This is a genomic window from Candidatus Planktophila versatilis (assembly GCF_002288105.1).
Lineage (GTDB): Bacteria > Actinomycetota > Actinomycetes > Nanopelagicales > Nanopelagicaceae > Planktophila > Planktophila versatilis.
Window position 1 is genome coordinate 1,279,250 of record NZ_CP016774.1, and the last position, 20,283, is coordinate 1,299,532.

The 20,283-nt window shown below is 47.6% G+C and carries 20 protein-coding genes and 4 tRNA genes; 7 read left to right on the top strand and 17 right to left on the bottom strand.

Annotated features, from left to right (window positions below; translation table 11 throughout):
* Nucleotides 1-39 precede the first annotated feature (39 nt).
* Together A1sIA79_RS06625 and A1sIA79_RS06630 are read right to left on the bottom strand one after the other, a co-directional pair.
* Nucleotides 40-128, bottom strand: a tRNA-Ser gene (locus A1sIA79_RS06625).
* A gap of 126 nt (nucleotides 129-254) precedes the next feature.
* A complete protein-coding gene (locus A1sIA79_RS06630; protein WP_095675397.1) occupies nucleotides 255-1,877 on the bottom strand; it encodes a hypothetical protein in 1,623 nt (540 codons plus the stop codon).
* Nucleotides 1,878-2,069: 192 nt separating this feature from the next.
* On the opposite strand from A1sIA79_RS06630, the gene A1sIA79_RS06635 reads away from it, so the two are divergent.
* Complete coding sequence (locus A1sIA79_RS06635; protein WP_095675398.1) at nucleotides 2,070-2,681, top strand: Rieske (2Fe-2S) protein; 612 nt, start codon at nucleotides 2,070-2,072, stop codon at nucleotides 2,679-2,681.
* Nucleotides 2,682-2,725: 44 nt separating this feature from the next.
* Nucleotides 2,726-4,135: an aminopeptidase P family protein gene (locus A1sIA79_RS06640; protein ID WP_095675399.1), complete on the top strand. Its 1,410-nt coding sequence runs from the start codon at nucleotides 2,726-2,728 to the stop codon at nucleotides 4,133-4,135.
* 169 nt (nucleotides 4,136-4,304) lie between these two features.
* Here the strand turns inward: A1sIA79_RS06640 and A1sIA79_RS06645 are convergent, their stop codons facing one another.
* The 10 genes from A1sIA79_RS06645 to A1sIA79_RS06690 form a co-directional block, all read right to left on the bottom strand.
* Entirely contained in the window at nucleotides 4,305-4,643 is a 339-nt protein-coding gene (locus tag A1sIA79_RS06645; protein WP_095675400.1) for a fluoride efflux transporter FluC, read from the bottom strand.
* Nucleotides 4,640-4,993 (bottom strand): fluoride efflux transporter FluC, encoded by a 354-nt coding sequence (locus A1sIA79_RS06650; RefSeq protein ID WP_095675401.1) that lies wholly within the window; start codon nucleotides 4,991-4,993, stop codon nucleotides 4,640-4,642. Before A1sIA79_RS06650 ends, A1sIA79_RS06645 begins: the two co-directional genes overlap by 4 nt.
* A 2-nt stretch (nucleotides 4,994-4,995) precedes the next feature.
* Nucleotides 4,996-5,754, bottom strand: a complete 759-nt coding sequence (locus A1sIA79_RS06655; RefSeq protein WP_095675402.1) for a succinate dehydrogenase/fumarate reductase iron-sulfur subunit — start codon at nucleotides 5,752-5,754, stop codon at nucleotides 4,996-4,998.
* Nucleotides 5,754-7,649, bottom strand: a complete 1,896-nt coding sequence (locus tag A1sIA79_RS06660; RefSeq protein WP_095675403.1) for a fumarate reductase/succinate dehydrogenase flavoprotein subunit — start codon at nucleotides 7,647-7,649, stop codon at nucleotides 5,754-5,756. Before A1sIA79_RS06660 ends, A1sIA79_RS06655 begins: the two co-directional genes overlap by 1 nt.
* Before the next feature lie 15 nt (nucleotides 7,650-7,664).
* The gene (locus tag A1sIA79_RS06665; protein ID WP_095675404.1) at nucleotides 7,665-8,465 is read right to left on the bottom strand and encodes a hypothetical protein; all 801 of its coding nucleotides are present in this window, start codon (nucleotides 8,463-8,465) and stop codon (nucleotides 7,665-7,667) included.
* A 171-nt stretch (nucleotides 8,466-8,636) separates the two neighbouring features.
* Nucleotides 8,637-8,719, bottom strand: a tRNA-Ser gene (locus A1sIA79_RS06670).
* A gap of 60 nt (nucleotides 8,720-8,779) precedes the next feature.
* The gene (locus A1sIA79_RS06675; RefSeq protein ID WP_095675405.1) at nucleotides 8,780-9,610 is read right to left on the bottom strand and encodes an HAD family hydrolase; all 831 of its coding nucleotides are present in this window, start codon (nucleotides 9,608-9,610) and stop codon (nucleotides 8,780-8,782) included.
* A complete protein-coding gene (serS, locus tag A1sIA79_RS06680) occupies nucleotides 9,607-10,875 on the bottom strand; it encodes a serine--tRNA ligase (RefSeq protein WP_095675406.1) in 1,269 nt (422 codons plus the stop codon). The genes A1sIA79_RS06675 and serS overlap by 4 nt, the downstream gene beginning before the upstream one ends.
* Nucleotides 10,872-11,714, bottom strand: a complete 843-nt coding sequence (gene pheA, locus A1sIA79_RS06685; RefSeq protein WP_095675407.1) for a prephenate dehydratase — start codon at nucleotides 11,712-11,714, stop codon at nucleotides 10,872-10,874. The genes serS and pheA overlap by 4 nt, the downstream gene beginning before the upstream one ends.
* Before the next feature lie 3 nt (nucleotides 11,715-11,717).
* On the bottom strand, nucleotides 11,718-12,413 hold the full coding sequence (locus tag A1sIA79_RS06690; RefSeq protein WP_095675408.1) for a glycerophosphodiester phosphodiesterase: 696 nt from the start codon (nucleotides 12,411-12,413) through the stop codon (nucleotides 11,718-11,720).
* Between the two features lie 36 nt (nucleotides 12,414-12,449).
* Here A1sIA79_RS06690 and A1sIA79_RS06695 point away from each other — a divergent pair, with 36 nt between their 5' ends.
* Nucleotides 12,450-13,226, top strand: coding sequence for a PP2C family protein-serine/threonine phosphatase (locus A1sIA79_RS06695; RefSeq protein WP_095675528.1), 777 nt, complete (start codon nucleotides 12,450-12,452; stop codon nucleotides 13,224-13,226).
* Entirely contained in the window at nucleotides 13,223-14,770 is a 1,548-nt protein-coding gene (locus A1sIA79_RS06700; protein ID WP_095675409.1) for a protein kinase domain-containing protein, read from the top strand. Before A1sIA79_RS06695 ends, A1sIA79_RS06700 begins: the two co-directional genes overlap by 4 nt.
* Here the strand turns inward: A1sIA79_RS06700 and A1sIA79_RS06705 are convergent.
* Nucleotides 14,767-15,396 carry an aminodeoxychorismate/anthranilate synthase component II gene (locus A1sIA79_RS06705; RefSeq protein ID WP_095675410.1) on the bottom strand — a complete coding sequence of 210 codons (630 nt, stop codon included), beginning with the start codon at nucleotides 15,394-15,396 and terminating at the stop codon, nucleotides 14,767-14,769. The two genes, A1sIA79_RS06700 and A1sIA79_RS06705, sit on opposite strands and share 4 nt — an antisense overlap.
* Nucleotides 15,397-15,425: 29 nt before the next feature.
* Here A1sIA79_RS06705 and A1sIA79_RS06710 point away from each other — a divergent pair, with 29 nt between their 5' ends.
* From A1sIA79_RS06710 to A1sIA79_RS06720, 3 genes are read left to right on the top strand one after another with little or no spacing between them, the layout of a single operon-like run.
* Nucleotides 15,426-15,692, top strand: coding sequence for a cell division protein CrgA (locus tag A1sIA79_RS06710; RefSeq protein WP_095675529.1), 267 nt, complete (start codon nucleotides 15,426-15,428; stop codon nucleotides 15,690-15,692).
* A 26-nt stretch (nucleotides 15,693-15,718) separates the two neighbouring features.
* Nucleotides 15,719-16,948 carry an alpha-hydroxy acid oxidase gene (locus A1sIA79_RS06715; RefSeq protein ID WP_095675411.1) on the top strand — a complete coding sequence of 410 codons (1,230 nt, stop codon included), beginning with the start codon at nucleotides 15,719-15,721 and terminating at the stop codon, nucleotides 16,946-16,948.
* 16 nt (nucleotides 16,949-16,964) lie between these two features.
* Nucleotides 16,965-19,010: a 4Fe-4S dicluster domain-containing protein gene (locus A1sIA79_RS06720; protein ID WP_095675412.1), complete on the top strand. Its 2,046-nt coding sequence runs from the start codon at nucleotides 16,965-16,967 to the stop codon at nucleotides 19,008-19,010.
* Here A1sIA79_RS06720 and A1sIA79_RS06725 read toward each other — a convergent pair.
* The 4 genes from A1sIA79_RS06725 to A1sIA79_RS06740 all read right to left on the bottom strand — a co-directional run bounded on the left by A1sIA79_RS06725 (nucleotide 18,985) and on the right by A1sIA79_RS06740 (nucleotide 20,229).
* Entirely contained in the window at nucleotides 18,985-19,542 is a 558-nt protein-coding gene (locus A1sIA79_RS06725; protein ID WP_095675413.1) for a rhomboid family intramembrane serine protease, read from the bottom strand. The genes A1sIA79_RS06720 and A1sIA79_RS06725 overlap by 26 nt on opposite strands.
* A gap of 12 nt (nucleotides 19,543-19,554) precedes the next feature.
* Entirely contained in the window at nucleotides 19,555-20,067 is a 513-nt protein-coding gene (locus A1sIA79_RS06730) for a peptidylprolyl isomerase (RefSeq protein WP_095675414.1), read from the bottom strand.
* Between the two features lies 1 nt (nucleotide 20,068).
* Nucleotides 20,069-20,141: transfer RNA gene (locus A1sIA79_RS06735), tRNA-Ala, on the bottom strand.
* 13 nt (nucleotides 20,142-20,154) lie between these two features.
* A tRNA-Ile gene (locus tag A1sIA79_RS06740) sits at nucleotides 20,155-20,229 on the bottom strand.
* Between the last annotated feature and the right edge of the window lie 54 nt (nucleotides 20,230-20,283).

Consider the following 20,283-nt stretch of genomic DNA (forward strand, 5'->3'; position numbering starts at 1 on the left):
GTGCATTTCATATTTTTGCGTGGGAGAGGAAAGATTGAGCGGAGACGAGGAGATTTGAACTCCTGAAGGCTTTTACACCTTACCTCGTTAGCAGTGAGGCGCACTCGACCGGGCTATGCGACGTCTCCGAGTTGCAGGGCAAGTTTAGCGCCTTCGCCCAGGCATACCTAACCCTTGTATAAATGGCGAGAGAGCGGCCCGCTGTGTAGCGAACCGCTCTCTGCCTTATTCAGTTGTAATTCTTCATTTACTTATTAAGCAAATGTGACCTTTGTCCAGTCAACTGCAAGGTGGTAGTACTGACCGCCTTCAATTGCCTTGCTATCAAGTGCCATCACTTCAGTTGTTCCAAGGCCAGCAACCAAATCTGGGCGTGCCACTGAAAGCTTTGAGTGAACCTGTGCGTTCAAGAAGAAGTGTGACTTTGTGTCGCCACTTGCCTTCAAGAACTTGTTGACGTTGATGATTCCTGATGATTCTTCATCTTGGGTGATGAACTTTGCCGCACCTGTGATGAAGTACTGCTCGTCAAACTTTGCAATCTCGGCGAGCTTGCCATCAGAGATACGGTATGCAACTAGGCGAGCAATGTGAGCATTGTTGCCTGGATCTTCCTGAATCAGGATGTAGTCACCATCAATGGTTAGGTTATCTGGCTTAGTAAGGTACGGAACTTCGGTACCGTTAAGTAGCATCTCAATTGTTGCACCCTTGAATGGATCCTTTGCATCAGCAAAAGTCATTTTCCAAAGTGCGCCACCATCACGTGAGTATGTAGCACCTGGACGTGGTGTTGTTGCTAGCGGATCCTTATTTGATTCTGTTGTAACGAAGTAGAAGACGTTTGGATTCTTTGAATCAAACTCGCCATCTTCGATACGTGAGAATGTCGTTCCGTTAGCTTGTGACATTGTTGCAAGCTTTCCGAACTTAGGGTTTGTGTTAACTTCATTGAAGCCAACCTTAATCTTTGTGCCCTTTGCAACTGCACGTACGGCGTTATCTGTGCGGTAGTTCTCTAGCGCAATTGTGTAGAGCTTGCCGTTTGTGAGGCCAGCCTTCTCAGCAAAGTTAGCTCCTGTTGTCTGCTTTGTACCGACATACATGTAAAGCTGGCTATCTGTTGCGTTGCCATCTTCATTTCCCATAACAATCGTTGTCTTACCTGTACCTGGCTTTGTAAGAAGGTTCTCCCATGGAGCAAGACCCATCTTTGGAAGCTGGATTCCGTTACCGTCGACGTCGAATGCGAAAGCACGTGACTGGTCATCAGAGCCTTCTTCACCTGTGAGGTAGACAGCATCCTTGTAACCGTAGGTAACTGTCTTTTTTGTCTTTGCATCTTTCTCGCTATACGCAAATCCACCTGCAGCGACCAAGTCACCTGAACATAGGCGGTTAATTCCGTTGGTGCCGATGATTGATCCATAAGCATCAGTGGCTGAAGTGCCTACTGGAAGTGACTGCTCCCATGTTGAACCCCACTTCTCAGTGGCGTAGTTGTAGTAGGACATGCTCTTCATCCAGCTTTCCATCTTTGTGATCTTCTTTGTTGCCGGATCGAATGTCATCTTTGAAATTGATGATCCCCATGTTCCGGTGTCTTTCTTATTTGCGATATCTGCACCAGTTGAGATTTCATGGTTTGAAAGCAGGGTCAGTGTTCCATCTGCGTTTTTCATCGCGCCCATTCCATCTGGAACTCCACGAAGTACTTCGTTTGAAATTTTGTCGCCTGTTGTTGCGATAACAGCAAGTGAAGCGGCATCTGTTGCGGGAATTAAGTAGACCGGCGCTTCTGCTGCAGATGCACTCTGAAGAACGAGTGATGATGCAATCACACCCGTAGATACAGCTGCGAAGAGTTTCTTCTTCATTTATTACTCCTTAGGTAATACCTCACGGTGAGGTTTGCGCGAAGTCTTTAGGTGAGAGTTATATTTCCAGTAACAACCAAGCAAATTGTTATCACTTTTTATATGAATGCATGGTGTTGCTTTTTGTCTCTATTAATACTGCGTTATCCTGGTGTTTACTTTCATCACCTAATTCCAGGGAATAATCGTTACATGTCACACTTCTCACGCAGACAGATTCTTCAGATTCTCACCGGAGTTGCACTTCTTGCCAACCCATTTATTGCTGAGGCTGCTCAAGTTCCGACTCTGAAGTGCACACGGGTGGGGCAAACAATTATTTGGCGGGATAAGAAATACACATGTGTGAAATCTGGTAACAAGCTAGTGTGGAATAAAGGTGTCCCGGTCACACCAGCCAAGCCAACTCCTTCGGCTACAACTCAACCTTCCACGCAGCCAACTCCCACCACTTCAACTGCACCGCGCCCTGCCTACACGCCTCCACCAGATGAGTTTGCGGTGGCAAAGAGTGCGAATCTAAAACTTAACCAGCCAATCTCGGTGAGTAACCCCTCACTTAATTACCCAGCGCGGGGTTACATCCTCATTCGCCGCGAAGATGGCGTGATTGCATTTAGCAATCGGTGCACCCACTTGGGGCGTGATGTCGAGATCTCTGGTTCTCAATTAGTCTGCTTTGCACATGGTTCATATTTTGAAGCGACGACCGGTAAGCCAACTGGGGGTCCGGCGACAAGAAACCTCATCCTGCTACCCACGATAGAAAGGGATGGCACCATCTTCGTCGTTGATGCGCCTTGATACATCCATCTTGAACTTACTGCGGTAAGTCCTAGGATTGCACAATGAGTAGCGAGAGTACCCAAGCACCGCAAGAGCAAACCGCACGGGTCCATGATCAAGGACCTTCACTGATCTTCTCTGAATTTATGAAAAGTGGCTGGGACGAAAGTGAACTCACTGAATTAGAGCCGCTGGAAGTTGTTACCTACGCATACTCCCGCAGGCAAGTTCTCTCTGCGGCATACCAAGGAATGCGACTAGTAATTCCTGCAGGTGAACTGAAGGTGCGCGCAGGTGATACCGATTACAACTACCGCCCTGATAGTGCTTTCGCTTATTACAGTGGCGTGCAAGGACCTGATGCAACAGCTGATGCGGTACTCATACTTGAACCGAGTGGAGATTCACACATTACCTATCTCTATATGAACCCACGTTCAACTAGAGATACTGAAGCTTTCTATCGCGATGCAAGATATGGCGAACTCTGGGTAGGTCGCAGATTCACATTGTCAGAGGCTAAGGCGCGCTACCAAATTGAAACCAGGAATTTGAGTGAGCTCAAAGAGTTACTAGCTGATGGCAAGAAATCACTCTCGCCTGCTGATAAGGATTTTGCAACGTTCATCTCAGAACAGCGCTTATGCAAAGATGAATATGAGGTGAGTGAACTGCAGCGCGCAGTTCACGCAACAACACTTGGGTTTAATGATGTCATTAGCTCCATTCCGGCCGCTGTTCAAACCTCGCGCGGTGAACGAGTACTAGATGCCGCTTTCTATGGCCGTGCCCGCATATTAGGTAACGACCTTGGTTACAACACCATCGTGGGCGCAGGTTCACACGCGTGCGTACTGCACTGGACCCGTAACGATGGCGATCTGCATCCAGGTGAACTTGTCTTAATCGATGCTGGTGTTGAAATGGAATCTTTCTACACCGCCGACATCACTCGCACTTTTCCAATAAATGGCAGGTTTTCTCCGGCACAACGTGCGCTCTACCTGCTTGTTTATGAAGCTCAGCTCGCTGGTTTTGCCGCCGTTAAACCTGGAGCGCTATTTTCTGATGTAAATAAGGCATGCCAAGAAGTATTGGCACGTGGTTTAGCCGATATGGGAGTTCTCACCATCTCGGTCGAAGAATCAATGAAGCCTGAGGTGGGTCTACATCGTCGCTGGACTTTGCATGGATCAAGTCATCACTTAGGTATTGATGTGCATGATTGCGCCCAAGCCCGCAAAGAGATGTACTCCGATGCACCATTGCGTGAGGGCATGGTATTAACTGTGGAACCCGGTCTATACATCCAACCTGATGATGAACTCTTCGCACCTGAATATCGCGGCATTGGTATTCGTATTGAAGATGATGTTCTTGTAACAAGTGATGGATATAGAAATCTTTCTGAAAACATCCCGCGCCATCCTAATGATATTGAAATGTGGATGAAGCGAGTCTTAGAGCGATAAATAGAAAGCAAAAAGTGGACGACTCCCTCGAAAAACATCGCCCACTTTTTGTGTCCCGTTACCGGCAATACACGCCATAACGGCAGAAAAATAGAGGGTCTTGGGGTCTAGAAAGTTAATGAAAAGTGAACTTCTGCCAGCCTACCCCTGAATTAATGAGTGATTTTGCTTAACTAACCAGGTTATAGCCCAGATAAGCGGCCAGTAAGCCAAAAGTAATTGAAGCTAATAGGTTAATTGCAACAACTTTATAGTGCTTGAGTTCATAGCCAAGATAGAGATCAACGATAAATGTGGACCACGTTGTGAAGGAGCCGGCGAAGCCAACGGCCAGAAAATCGTGCCAGTGCTCCGTTGTGGCAAAAGTTAGTCCAATGAGAAATGAGCCGAGGATATTTACAATGAAAGTTCCGGCAGGTTTATCTGTAAATTTCTTGAAATATTGATCAACTAAGAATCGGGCAGGGGATCCGATAGCTGCTCCGACAATGACCATGAACACATTCATATTCGAGCCTTCACAACTTTTCGGGCGACTTTAAGTGAAAGGTAAGCGACTATCAATGAGGCAACTACGTTGATAAGCAAATATGAGAATCCAGCTTCATCAGGTGCCACAGCCTCATATGTCACAGCAGAGAATGTGGAAAGTCCGCCGCAGAAACCTGGAAGTAAGAAATAACGTAGCTCTGTAATTCCGCGACGCTCCATCAACACTAGGAAGAAGATTGCTAAAGCTACTGCAAGTAGATTGGCGGCAAGTGTTCCGTTACCACTGTGTGGAATTATTAAAGAAAGTATCCAGCGGGTAAGAGAGCCGAGAACTCCCCCAAGTGAGACTAGCCAGACCGCCTTCAGTGTTAGCTGCGCTTTTCTCGCTTGAGAAGACCGGCAAACATGCGAGCTGGATCGTACTTAATATCAACAACGCGCTCCTTCATTGGAATGATTGCGTTGTCAGTGATCTTGATGTGTTCTGGGCAGACCTCAGTACAGCACTTTGTGATGTTACACATTCCAAGACCATGCTCTTCTTGAGCAGTGCGTTTACGGTTTTTCAAGATATCTAGTGGGTGCATATCGAGTTCTGCGATACGGATAAAAAATCGTGGCCCAGCAAAAGATGGCTTGTTCTCTTCGTGGTCGCGAATTACGTGACAAGTGTCTTGGCATAAGAAGCACTCGATGCACTTGCGGAACTCTTGGCTGCGCTCGACATCGACTTGTTGCATGCGTGCTTCACCTGGTGCTAAATCCTTAGGTGGCTCATAGGCTGGAATTTCCATTGCTTTCTTATAATTAAATGATACGTCGGTAACGAGATCTTTAATGACAGGAAATGCACGAAGTGGTGTAACAGTAATAGTTTCATTCTCATCAAATGAAGCAACCTGAGTCATGCAGGCAAGGCGTGGTTTGCCGTTAATCTCCATCGAACAAGATCCACATTTTCCTGCCTTGCAGTTCCAGCGGACAGCGAGGTCACCCATCTGCGTTGCTTGAACACGGTGAATAACATCGAGAACTACTTCGCCCTCGTTGACATCAACTTGTACATCTTTGAGACCACCATCTTTTGCGTCTCCTCGCCAGATGCGAAGATTAAGTGTGCGTGCCATTAGTTGGAACCGCCTTTCGCAATTTCTTCCGGTGTCATGTACTTCTCAAGTTCGTGCACATCAAAGAGATCAAAGAGCTCTTTAGGCAATACTGGCAAAGCTTGTTCTTTAATGTTGACTTGATTGCCGTCAAAGCTGGCGATGTTATTGATCTGGCGCCATTTGTTATTCATGCCAGGGAAATCATCTCGAGTGTGTCCACCACGCGATTCTTCCCGCAAAAGCGCCGACTTTGCTGTTGATTCAGCAACCAGGAGCATGTTGTCTAGATCAAAGGCTAGGTGGAATCCTGGGTTGAATAAACGCCCCCCGGAAACGGCAACGTTCTTACTGCGAGCGCGAATGTCGGCAATCTTGATGATTGCTTCTTCAATCTCGGTGCGCGTGCGAATAATTCCAATTAAGTTATGTGTGACTTCCTGCAGCTCCGCGTGAAGTGAGTATGAGTTCTCTCCACCTGCGCGACTAAATGGTGCTTCGATGCGATCGGCGGCGGCCTTAACTGATGCAGCCGAGACAGGATTAGCACCCGCGCTCTTCACATAATTTACGGCGCCAGCACCTGCCCGGCGACCAAAGACAAGAAGGTCTGTGAGTGAGTTTCCGCCAAGACGGTTTGAGCCGTGCATTCCACCAGCAACTTCACCGGCAGCGAAGAGTCCTGGAACTCCTATTGCTGCTGCAGTATCTGGTTCAACTTCCACTCCGCCCATCACATAGTGACAAGTTGGGCCAACTTCCATCGCCTCTTTTGTAATGTCAACGCCAGCAAGTTCATAGAATTGATGCCACATCGAAGGAAGACGCTTCTTGATCACTTCAGCAGGGATGCGCTTTGAAACATCGAGGTAGACACCACCATGTTCAGTACCGCGTCCTGATTTCACTTCGGTATTAATCGCGCGAGCAACTTCATCGCGTGGCAGGAGCTCTGGCGGACGTCGGTTGTTATCTTGATCTAGATACCAGCGGTCTGCTTCTTCTTCATTATCGGCATACTTATCTTTGAATACATCTGGGATGTACTTAAACATAAAGCGCTCACCGAGTGAGTTAGTCAAAATTCCGCCCTCACCACGAACTGATTCAGTAACAAGGATTCCACGTACTGAAGGTGGCCAGACCATTCCGGTTGGGTGGAACTGTAAGAACTCCATATCAACCAGGTTCGCGCCTGCTTTGAGCGCAAGTGCATGTCCGTCTCCGGTGCCTTCCCAAGAGTTCGATGTAATCTTAAAAGTTTTTCCAACACCGCCGGTAGCAATAACTACTGCAGGTGCTTCAAAGAGAACTTCTTCTCCGCTCTCACGCCAGTAACCGTAAGCACCAGAGATTTTGCCATTCTCTTTAAGAATTTCAGTGATGGTGCACTCTGCGAATACTTTTATTTTGGCTTCCATATCGCCAAACTCACGACCATCTTTCTGCTGCAACTGAACAATCTTCTGTTGCATTGTGCGAATAATTTCCAGGCCGGTGCGATCTCCTACGTGAGCAAGGCGTGGATATTCATGTCCACCAAAGTTACGTTGTGAAATCTTTCCTGCTTTTGTGCGATCAAAGAGCGCACCCCACATTTCAAGTTCCCAGATGCGATCTGGTGCTTCTTTGGCATGTAGTTCTGCCATCCGGAAATGGTTAAGGAATTTACCGCCGCGCATAGTGTCGCGAAAGTGGACCATCCAATTATCTTTATCATTCACATTTCCCATAGATGCAGCAGCGCCGCCTTCGGCCATCACCGTATGAGCTTTACCAAAGAGTGACTTACAGATGATTGCAACGCTCAAGCCTGCTTCGCGAGCCTCCACAGCTGCACGTAAACCAGCGCCGCCAGCACCAATAATAAGGACGTCGTACTTCTCTCTTTGTAGAGTTGATTCGTTGGCAGTCATATCTGTCGGCATCCTTTAGAAGAAGTAGAAGTTTGTCCAGGCGCCAGTTGCAACTTGGCGAACGTAGATATCGGCAAATGCAACGCCAGCAAGTGAGTACCAGGCAAATTGTTGATGCTTGTGATTAAGCGCTGATACCCAAGTCCATGCCTTATATCGAACTGGGTGCTTTGAGAAATGTTTCAAACGTCCGCCAACTGTGTGGCGACATGAGTGGCATGAAAGTGAATAGAACCAGAGAAGTGTTGAACTCACGAGCAGTACGAGGGAACCAACACTCATATGTCCCCACTCACCTTCAACGCTCTTAAACGAAATAATCGCGTCATAGGTAAGAAAGACGTTAAAGACCAAACCTGCATAGAAGAACCAACGGTGTGAGTTCTGCAAGATAAGAGGTGCACGTGTTTCACCTGTGTACTTGGTGTGTGGTTCGGCAACAGCGCACGCTGGTGGTGAAAGCCAGAAAGCGCGGTAATAAGCCTTGCGGTAGTAATAACAAGTCATACGGAAACCAAGTGGGAAGATCAAAATAATAAGTGCTGGTGAAAGTGCGAAGTTAAAAATTTGAGCACTGACCGGGGTAAAGCCAAGAAATGTTGCTTCCGGCACGCAGGCTTCTGATAAACACGGTGAATAGAAAGGTGAGATCAGATGATCTTTGTAGTAATTGGCACCCTCGAAAGCTCTAAAGGTTGCATAGATAATGAATGAGAAAAGAACTCCGAAGGTAATTGCGGGTTCTAACCACCATTTATCTGTGCGTAGCGTGCGCTCTTTAATCTTCGCGCGCGTTGGAGAAAAAACTCCGGACATGTCTGCTCCCCTAGTTTTCCCGAGTGACGGGATTCTCTAATGAGAGAAGTGTGCGCTTACTGGGGCAAAGTCGCTAGGCGGTGAGCCGCATATAGCTTATGAAGTCAGCCACAACTGGCGCATGAAATGCAAAACCCGCCCCAGTGCATGAGGCGGGTTTGGCATTAAGCGCGGAGGACGTGGGATTTGAACCCACGAGGCTTTCACCTGCCGGTTTTCAAGACCGGTGCACTCGGCCGCTATGCGAGTCCTCCGTGGGAGAGATTACCCGAAAGTGGCCATCTTGAATAATTCAGCGAAAAATTAGTGAGTAATTAGGCAGGAAGTTCGAGCAGCTGCTCGATGATGATTGCAACACCATCTTCTTCGCATGGACCAGCAACTCCTTTTGCATACTTCACTCCCTCGGGATGTCCATCAGACATCGCAAATGATCGTCCGCACCATTCAAGCATTGAGAAGTCATTTGGATTATCTCCAAATGAAACACAATCGGCTGCATCGATTCCAAGTCGAGCCGCCATCTTTGCAAGTGTCATTCCCTTTGAAACACCAATAGCTGAAATTTCAAGAAGTGAGTCATGCGGATTTGAATGTGTAACAGTTGCTAGGCCTTCTAATTCAACTGATGCGATAGCTAACATTTCATCCGATGTTAGCTCCTGCTGAGAGCAGCGAGCGAGCAGCTTCAGTGATGGAGAAGTAATCACTTCTTCAATGCGATCTACTCCGATGTTATCTAAACCAACATCCCAGCGCGGAATATAAATCTTTTCTCGGTGAAAGTAATTATGTGATTCCACTGCAAATGAAATCTGGGGAATCGCTGCACGCAATCGCTTGACAGATTCCAGGATATCTTCAGCATCCATCAGCCATTGTTCTAGGACTTTATCGTTCTGCAGGTCATACAACATGGCGCCATTGCCGCATATTGCGTTACCAATTCCAAATGCCTCTTTGATCTCTGGCATCCAACGCGGTGGGCGACCTGTAACAAAGAAGATTTCAATTCCCATGGAATGCGCTTTACGAAAAGCGTCGATGGTGCGCTGAGTTACATTGCCATAGTGGGCGACGATGGTGCCGTCGAGATCTGATGCAATGAGCTTTGGACGGCGCTGCGATACTTGAGGAAGACTCACACAACCTCAAATTTCTTCATGCCAAGAAATGGTTGCAGCGCTGCCGGAACATTGACTGTGCCATCTGCATTTTGATGATTCTCTAAAATTGCAACAATCATGCGAGGAATAGCAACTAGGGTGCCATTGAGAGTGGCAATTGCTTTGACTCCTTCAGAGTCTTTATAACGAATATTCAAGCGTCGCCCTTGAAACTCCGTGCAGTTCGATGTACTGGTTACTTCACGATAGGCATCTTGCGTAGGAATCCATGCTTCAATATCAAATTTACGTGTGGCAGATGAACCCAGATCACCTGATGCAACATCGATTACGCGGAATGGGATCTCCATTGCGCTCAGGAAATCTTTCTCCCACTGCAACAACCGCAGATGCTCTGCTTGTGCATCTTCAGGTTTGCAGAAGGTAAACATTTCTACTTTATCGAATTGATGCACCCGAATAATTCCGCGAGTATCTTTCCCATATGTTCCAGCTTCGCGGCGGAAACATGATGAATATCCGGCGTAGCGAAGTGGCAATTTATCAACCGGCAGAGTTTCATCCATATGCATCGCTGCAAGTGGGACTTCAGATGTTCCTACTAAATAGACATCATCTTTTTCAATGCGATATACATTCTCTGCTGCTTGGCCAAGAAATCCTGTTCCCTCCATTGCCGCAGGGTTTACCAACACTGGTGGAATAACAGGTGTGAAACCATTCTTTACCGCGCTCTGGATTGCGTAATTAACGAGTGCAAATTCCAGGAGCGCACCAACACCGGTCAGGTAATAAGAACGTGAGCCAGCAACTTTTGCACCGCGCTCGGTATCAATGGCACCTAGTAACTTACCGAGTTCAACGTGATCCTTCGGCTCAAAACCATCTTTGCCAAAATCGCGCGGGGTTCCAACATGTTCAATGATGAGGAAGTCTTCTTCGCCACCTATAGGTGCTTGAGTGTCTAATAGGTTGGAGAGTTGCAAAATTAACGCTTTGGTTTGCTCTTCTACCTGGGCGCGCTTTGTATCGGCCGCTTTTACTTTATCTGCCAAGGCCTTCGCGTTCTCAAGCAGTGCTGCTTTCTCATCACCTTTAGCTGCGCCAACGCTCTTGGAAAGGGTGTTCTGTTCTTGGCGTAGCGTTTCAAACTCTGTTACCGCAGCGCGTTTCTTCTCATCAATTGCAAGGATTTGATCTACGAGTTCAACACTTTCACCGCGCCCCTTTTGTGATGCACGGACAACATCTGGGTGCTCACGTAAGAATTTGATATCAATCATGCGCGCACCTCCCGTGGATAAGATCCTAAGAATCTAATGTCGTCGCAGATTTCGCGGAGCTCTTCCACGGATTTACCGACTGGCGCATCTTTAATATGACCTTCGACATCAATGATGAAATGGTAGTGACCAAGTTCGCGACCCGTTGGACGTGACTGGATGAATGTCAGGTTTACATCGTGTTGGGCAAAGACTTGCAGAATTTCAAGGAGCGCTCCCGCATGGTCGATACCGATAAAGACGGCAATCGAGGTGCGATCGTGTCCGGTCGGCTCTGGCATCCATCCCGGCTTCTGGGCAGCGATAAATCGGGTGACGGCGCCACCATTATCTCCAATATTTTCAGCAATTACTTCTAGGTTGAAATGTTGGGCAGCCGCACTTGATGCAATAGCTGCATCTATTTCACCCTTACTCACTGCCTCCGCTGCGGCAGAAGTTGATGCAGTAGAAACTATTTCTGCATGCGGATAGTTCTTTGCAATATAGGCCCGGCATTGTGATTCGGCATGTGGATGTGTGCCAATACGCTTAATTTCTTTCGTACCTGGCTTAACCATTAAGGCAAAGGTCACAGCCAGTGTTACTTCTCTAGCGATTGTCAGTGGTTCTCCAGTTGCAAGTTCATCAAGGGTGCGCGCAACAACGCCTTCTACCGAATTCTCAATCGGAACGAGTGCGTAGTCAGCTTTCCCAGAACGCACTGCATCGAGTGCGGCGGTGACATTGGCAAAAGGAATGGAGATATCAGCTTCACTGGTAATTGTTTTTAGTGCAGCTTCCGTAAAAGTTCCAACCGGCCCCAAATAGGCATATGTATGGCTGTCTTGGGTGCTCACTGGTTAAGGATACCCGAGTACCTCACGTGCATGTGCCGGCTTATTGGTGATGAGAATGTCTACGCCTAATTTTTGGCACAAGTGAATGTCCGCATCCTTATCGACGGTCCACACATTGAGCGAGCGCCCCAGCGACTGGATCTTTTTCGCAATCATTGGCTCAGCACGTAATTCGTTCATTCCTGGTCCAATTGCAGCACTAGATGAAAAACGTGCCTGAAACCATGGCGTATTTTTATGCATGAGAAATGTTGTGTTGATTGTTGAATCTAATCTGCGCATCTTCTCCACCGCCAGCCAACTAAATGACATGACAGAGACTGCAATTTTTGCGAGTGCTTTCTTTTCATGAAGTGCCGTCACTAATAACTCTTCAACGCGGTTGCCGGAAAAGACGGGATGCTTAGTTTCTAAAAGCACACCTTTCTTATTGGCGATTGCATAATCTAAGAAAGTATCAAGGGTGAGAACCTGTGGGTATGCCCGAGATACCTCTTTATATGTCATCTCAGCAATGAGGCCTCGGTTGCCAGCCCGTTCGAGCATCGAAGCGTTATGCCACAAGATAGGTACTTCATCTTTGGTGATGCGCAGATCGCACTCGAAGCCGTCGGCGCCTTGTTCAACTGCGCCTTCGTAGGCGGCCATGGTGAGTTCTGGAAAATCGGCACTCGCACCGCGATGCGCGTAGATGAGCATGAGACCGAGAGTAGCAAAGAGATTAGTCTTACCCCCATGGGCCAGCTCTACTTCGCAACTGCCGCGCGTTCTGCGGTGGGTCTTGTCCGCAAGGGCAATGAAGATAGCGCTCTTACTTCACTGCACGTTATTGCTGTTGCCGATGGAATGGGCGGGCATGCAGCAGGAGAAGTTGCATCAAAGATTGCAATCAATTCACTTGCCGAACTCACCTCAGTTATTACTCACCCAGATATTGATTCTGATTCTGCTGACGATCTCTTTGGCCAATCACTTCACACTATTGATACTCAGATAAAGAGTGCGGCAGATGAAAACCCAGAGCTTTCGGGCATGGGAACTACGTTGACATCTCTCTTTCTCTCACAGGAAAAGATTGCCTTGCTCCACATTGGAGATTCCCGGGCATATCGGTTGCGGGCAAACTCATTTGAGCAACTCTCCCTCGACCACACCGTGATTCAAGAGCTACTTAGCCAAGGTGCAATTTCGGAGGCAGATATTGCAACGCATCCTCAGCGCTCGGTGCTCACTCAAGTCCTCATGGGCGATGGCATCACACACGCACCTCTACTGATTCTCGAAGGAAAAGTTAAAGATCGCTATCTAGTATGCAGCGACGGATTGAGCTCTGTCTTAACCGAGAAAGAGATTAAGTCATTGATTAAAGGTAAGAATCGCAAAGAAGCTGTTGATGCTTTAGTTGATGCCACCTATATCAATGGCGCTCCCGATAACGTCACGGTAATCATCGCTGATCTGGTGGAGATAAGTGAAGATAGTTCGATTCTCACCTTAGGTGCCGCACAATGATGAATTCATTATTGGGTGCTCGCTACCTGCTTGGGGAAATGATTGGCACAGGTGGCATGGCCGATGTGTATATTGCACAAGACCAACGTTTGTCACGACAAGTTGCTATCAAAATCTTGCGTAGTGATTTAGCAAAAGATCCACTCTTCGTAGCTCGATTTAGAAAAGAAGCAAAAGCCGCCGCTGGCCTTAATCACCCAGCAATTGTTGCTGTCTATGACTCTGGTGAAGAACCTGCGCCGTATATCGTGATGGAACTTGTCTCTGGCCACACCTTGCGTGATCTGATTCATGATGGTGAAAGACTTCCGCTGCAGCGCGCACTAGAAATTGCCGAGGGCGTTCTTGCAGGCCTTGAGTATTCACATGCGCGAGCGATTGTTCACCGCGATATCAAGCCGGCGAATGTAATGATCACCGACAAGGGCGATGTAAAAGTAATGGACTTTGGAATCGCGCGTGCCATGGATGATCTTGGTGCCACTCTTACCAGCACCTGGAACGTTGTGGGAACTGCGCAATATCTTTCACCTGAACAAGCTGTGGGTGAGCCCGCAGATTCACGAAGTGATATTTACTCAGCTGGATGCTTACTCTTTGAACTACTTTCGGGGCAACCACCATTTACTGGAGAAACTCCGGTATCAATTGCCTACCAACATGCATCAAGTACCGCTCCACTTATTCGCACCATACAACCAAATCTTCCAGAAGGAATTGAAACTATTCTTGCGGTTGCACTAGCCAAGAAACCTGCAGATCGTTACCAAAGTGCACAAGAGATGCTCGATGATATTGCGCGAGTACGCGCAGGTGAGAAAGTATTAGCCAAGGTAGTTAGTCCACCTGTGTTTACGCGCAAGTCCGCACTTATCTACGGTGGTGCCTTCTTTGCCGCGATTGCGCTAGCTATTGGCGGTTATTTATATAGTGGCAGCTCAAATAAGAATCTGGCGCAAATCCCTAATGTTGTGGGCTTGAGTGAGGCACAAGCACGCGCGCTCTTGAGCCAATACACAATCACGATTAGACGAGCGAATGACGGCGTTATTCCACGTGATCGAGTCGCAAGCCAAATACCACTAGCAACAATGAGCGCCCAACCTGGCTCATCGATCGTACTTACGATTTCAAAGGGTCCGGGAGAGGCAATTGTTCCTGATGATCTAATTGGCATGTCACTAATCGATGCACGCGCAGCCCTTACCGCTGTTGGTCTACTTGTTTCACAGACCATTGCTGCTCCATCAGATGAACCACAGGGAACAGTGCTCGAAGTGACACCTGCAGTGGGCTCAGTTACCGATGCTGGCAGTGGAGTAATTCTCACAATTGCAAGTGGTGAAATCACTGTTCCAGACTTGGTTGGTGTGGAAGCAATTCAAGCTAAGACTTCGCTGATTCAAGCGGGTTTTCTTATCAACGAATTCTTTGATTTCGATCCGGAGCAACCACTCGGTGTTGTTATTCGCCAAGCACCTGATGCGGAGTCAACTCAAACAATTGGTAAATCAGTGACAATTACAATTAATAGAGAACCTTAATTAGCTCTACCAACTACTGGCGATAATCCAACTGCTCGCTTAGGTGCAGCTAGATCACCACATGTCACCAACCAATTAGCCAACATCTGATGTCCGTGTTCGGTTAAGACTGATTCTGGGTGGAATTGCACGCCTTCGATTGGCAAGGTTTTATGTTTAAGTGACATGACCACACCAGATTCAGTTGACCCGGTAATTTCTAAGACATCTGGAACGGTATCTCGTTCTACTGCAAGTGAGTGATAGCGAGTTGCAGTAAATGGTGAAGGCAGATTAGTCAGTACTCCCGTTGCATTGTGCAGAACTTCTGAAGTCTTTCCATGTAAAAGCTCTGGAGCGCGAGAGACAGTGGCGCCAAATGCTTCACCGATTGCTTGATGGCCAAGACAGACGCCAAATAACGGAATTGAATTCTCTGCGCAGTATTTGATCATCGCGATGCTGACCCCAGCCTTATCTGGAGTGCCCGGTCCTGGGGAGATTAAAACCCCGTCATAGCGCGCAGCTTCATCGGCTGTGACTTCATCGTTTCGAACAACGGTGCATTCTGCCCCCAATTGTGCGAGGTATTGAACGAGGTTAAAGACGAACGAGTCGTAGTTATCGATGACGAGGATTCGAGCCATGGTCCTAATTGTGCTGTAACCTTGCCCTCATGCCAAAGTCGAAGTTGCGTAAGAAGGTCGCCGAGCAGCACGCTCACGAAGAACAGCATCACATCGAAGAAGAGTCACCGCTGCTCGAGAGCCCATCGTGGCTTGCCCCTGTGATGATTGCCAACTTCCTAATCGGCCTCTTCTGGATTGTCATCTTCTATGTCAGCGAAACTCGCTACCCAATTCCGGGTATCGGGGCTTGGAACATGATTATTGGCTTTAGCTTTATCGCTGTGGGATTCTCGCTCGCAACTAAGTGGCGCTAAGTAAGAAACTTTAGAACACTTCTTCCATGGGCAAGAATGTTAAGCGTCAATTTCCCAAGCCTTCGGAGCTAGCCCCACTTCTTAAGTTCTCACTTCCTACTCTGCGCCGCAAGAAGCGTCGCTTAGAGAAGGCATACACAATCTGGGATCTACGCGATATTGCAAAGAAGCGCACTCCTAAAGGTCCGTTTGATTACACCGACGGGTCAGCAGAGAGTGAAGTAAGTCTAGAACGCGCTCGTCAAGCATTTGCTGATCTTGAATTTATCCCAAGTATTTTAAAAGATGTATCTACTGCAGATTTAACTCGCACCTCACTCGGAGAAAAATTCTCAATGCCACTTGGTATTGCTCCAACCGGATTTACCCGCATGATGCAGACTGAAGGTGAAATTGCGGGAGCACGGGCTGCTGAAAAATTTGGAATTCCATTTACGCTCTCAACCCTTGGCACAACAACTATTGAAGATGTTGTCACCGCAGCACCTAATGGTCGCAATTGGTTCCAGTTATATATGTGGAAAGATCGCGAAGGAAGCATGGCGCTGGTCGAGCGTGCACAACGTGCTGGTGTGAAAAACCTAATGCTCACAGTTGATGTGCCTGCCGCCGGACAAAGAATTCGTGATTACCGAAATGGCCTCACCGTTCCACCGCGCCTGACGGCTGGAACAGTGATTAACGCTATTCCTCGACCTGCTTGGTGGATTAACTTTCTAACAACTCCCTCAATCGAATTTGCATCGATGAAGAATTGGGAGGGCACTGTAGGAGAACTCCTTGACTACATGTTCGACCCAACAATGACATGGGAAGATCTGAAGTGGATTAGAGAACAGTGGAATGGAACGCTGACGGTCAAGGGAATTCAAAATCTTGAAGATGCAAAAAAGGCGGCAGAGCTTGGAGCCGATGCGGTTCTACTCTCCAATCACGGAGGACGGCAGCTCGATCGCGCCCCGGTAATGCTCCATTTACTGAGTGATATTAAGAAGGAATTTAAGAAAGATTACGAGATTCATATTGATACCGGAATTATGCATGGGGCTGATGTTTTAGCCGCCATCGCACTCGGTGCTCAATTTACTTATGTGGGCAGAGCTTATTTATATGGCCTGATGGCTGGTGGCCAAGATGGCGTCGAGCGCGCACTTGAAATCATGCGCACACAAATGGTTCGAAATATGAAGTTGTTGGGTGTGAATTCATTAGATGAATTGACTCCTAAGCATGTGCGCTTCCTAAATCGCCAGTAACGATTACCCTACGCTTATGAAGTTTGCGCTGGCAGGACTCTCTTATCTCATTACTGCCTTCGCACTCATTTTTCTTACTGTGCGAGTACGCCAATTAATTGCTCTGTATAAGAAGCAGCAACCAGATCCCACTCGCAGCAATAATCAATCTGCGCGGTTTAAGAACATGCTCACAGAAGTTCTTGGACATACCAAGATGCTCAACTTCACAGCCACGGGAATCGCTCACTGGTTTGTGATGATTGGTTTTGGCGCGCTATTCGGAACTCTCATCACCGCATATGGACAAGTAGTTAACCCAGACTTTGCACTGCCCCTTATTGGACATTTTGTTGGATATGAACTCTTTGCTGAACTCATCGCCGCCCTCACCGGCGTTGGCATAGTTACCTTGATTGGCATTCGCCAAGTGACTCGTTTACGTAAACGCAATCGTTTTAGTGGATCGAATATGGGTAAGGCCTATTACATCGAGGCGACAATTCTTGGCATTGTTTTCTGTGTCATTGCACTTCGTGGTTTGGAAGGCGCACTCGCTAATGAAGAATCATGGAATTGGCATTATGCGATTTCATGGCCGGCAGTTCTTGCCTTTAACTCCATGTCGGTTGCGTCCCTTGAAAGTGCAATAGTTATCGTCGCAACGCTCAAGATTGTTATTTCAATGGCCTGGTTCATTGTGATTGCATCTGATTTCACCATGGGTATCGCCTGGCACAGATTCCTTGCCTTCTTTAATATTTACTACAAACGTAATATCGATCAACCAGCACTCGGTGCGCTGCCAGAGATGCTCTCAAAAGGTAAGCCTGTTAACTTCGAAGATCCGGCTGAAGATGATGTCTTTGGCCTTGGAACGCGCGGAGATATCTCCTGGAAGGGCTTGCTGGATATGACCAGCTGCACCGAATGTGGTCGTTGCCAATCGCAATGTCCGGCCTGGCATACCGATAAACCACTTTCACCTAAGTTATTGATTATGGCGATGCGCGATCACGCGATGTCAAAGGTTGTCGAGACCGAAAACATAGTGGGTGAGAACGCTCCTATCTCACTTGATGTCTTATGGTCTTGCACATCGTGTGGTGCTTGTGTTGAAGAGTGTCCAGTTGATATCGAACACGTTGATCACATCGTTAATATGCGCCGCTTCCAAGTACTCGTTGAATCTGAATTTCCAACAGAGCTTGGTGGCACTTTCCGCAATCTTGAGAAGGCCGGAAACCCATGGGGTGCTAATAAGGCTGACCGCGAGAGCTGGATTGCAGAGTGTGATTTCCCAGTACGCGTTGTTAGCGGTGAACTTCCAGAAGAAGTTGAATATCTCTTCTGGGTTGGCTGCGCTGGTGCATACGAAGATCGAGCAAAGAAGACAACAAAGGCTGTCGCTGAGTTACTACATATGGCGGGAGTTAACTTTGCCGTTCTAGGAAAGCGTGAGACCTGCACTGGAGATCCGGCACGTCGCTCCGGTAATGAATTTCTCTACCAAATTCTTTCCCAAGAAAACATTGCGACTTTTAACGAAACTTTTGGCGATAGATCAAAAGGTAAGAAGAAGGTTGTTGTTACCTGCCCGCATTGCTTCACAACTATTGGACGAGATTATGCACAGAGTGGTTTTGAGCTCGAGATGTTGCACCACACGCAATTACTTAATAATTTGATTAAAGAAGGACGCCTGAAGCCAAGTCCGCATAAATCAGATAAGAAGCTGACTTATCACGACCCTTGTTACCTCGGTCGACACAACCAAATTTACGCACCACCTCGTGAGCTGCTGGAGGCTAGTGGTTGCGATGTGGAAGAGATGCCACGTAATAAGGAACGATCATTCTGCTGCGGTGGTGGCGGTGGCCGCATGTGGATGGAAGAAAAACTTGGAACTCGCATCAACTTAAATCGTGTTGATGAAGCAATTGATACCGGGGCGCAAGAAGTCGCTGTTGCCTGTCCATTCTGCCGAATCATGGTCGGTGATGGAATGGTTGCGCGTCAATCAGATGTTGAAGTACTCGATGTTGCCCAGATATTACTTAGAAGCGTGAAGGCTTCAGAGTAAGCAATAACTTAGTCACTACAGCCCCTGCGATAAGACCACCAAGGTGAGCGTGCCAATCTACGCCGCCAATAGTAAAACCCAGTGCAAAGTTCAGGGCGATGACAACGATGATGCTTTTAATGTCACCGCCCATTCGCTTGCCAATAATTACAAATGCGCCGAATAAACCAAAGACCGCACCTGATACTCCCACTGAATATCCGTTGTAACCAAGACTGTATGCCGAAAATAGAGAGCCACCGATGAGTGAGATGAAGAAGATAATGAGAAATTTGCTGCGCCCCATAAAGCGCTCGATCGGTGTTCCGAGTGAGTGCAGGGCAAGCATGTTAAATGCTAGGTGAATTGGAATTGTATTTGAGTTATCGTGCACGAGAGCCACAGTGACAAGTCGATACCACTCGTTTGTTGATTTAAGTAATTCGATTCCATAGAGGCCAAAGGTGCCAATGATTCCGGAATCAAGGAGTTCGTATAGGTAAAAGCCGCAGATAATGGTGATTAGCGATATGACTGTTGAACGCGATTTCATGCGCTTAAAGAATTAAGCGATAGTGACGCTATTAATGACAACTGGTGTCACAGGCTTATCTTGGGCACCTGTTGGTGTTGCGCCAATTTTGTCTACAACGGCCTGTGAAGCGACATCTTTTACTTCACCGAAAATTGTGTGCTTGCGGTTAAGCCATGTTGTTGGAGCAACTGTAATAAAGAACTGTGAACCATTTGTTCCTGGTCCAGAGTTAGCCATGGCAAGAATGTATGGGCGATCAAATTGAAGCTCGCCATGGAATTCGTCAGCGAACTGGTATCCAGGTCCGCCAAAGCCTTGACCTAGTGGGTCTCCACCTTGCAACATGAAACCGGCGATGACACGGTGGAAAATAGTTCCGTCATATAAATTCTCATTTGATTTCTTACCTGTACGAGGATCCGTCCACTCTTTGGCACCAGTTGCAAGACCTACAAAATTTTCAACAGTCTTAGGTGCGTGATTAGGAAATAGCTCGATGACAATGTCGCCGAGTGAGGTGTGAAGGGTTGCAGTGTTTGACATGTGGAGACCAGGGGAATCGAACCCCTAACCCCCGCCTTGCAAAGGCGGTGCTCTACCAATTGAGCTAGGTCCCCGTATTAGAACGGGTGGGCCCAGGTGGACTTGAACCACCGACCTCTTCCTTATCAGGGAAGCGCTCTAACCAGGCTGAGCTATGGGCCCGCTAGACGTACTTTCGTGCGTTTCGCAGAAGCGCAAGGTTACTTGAATATCATC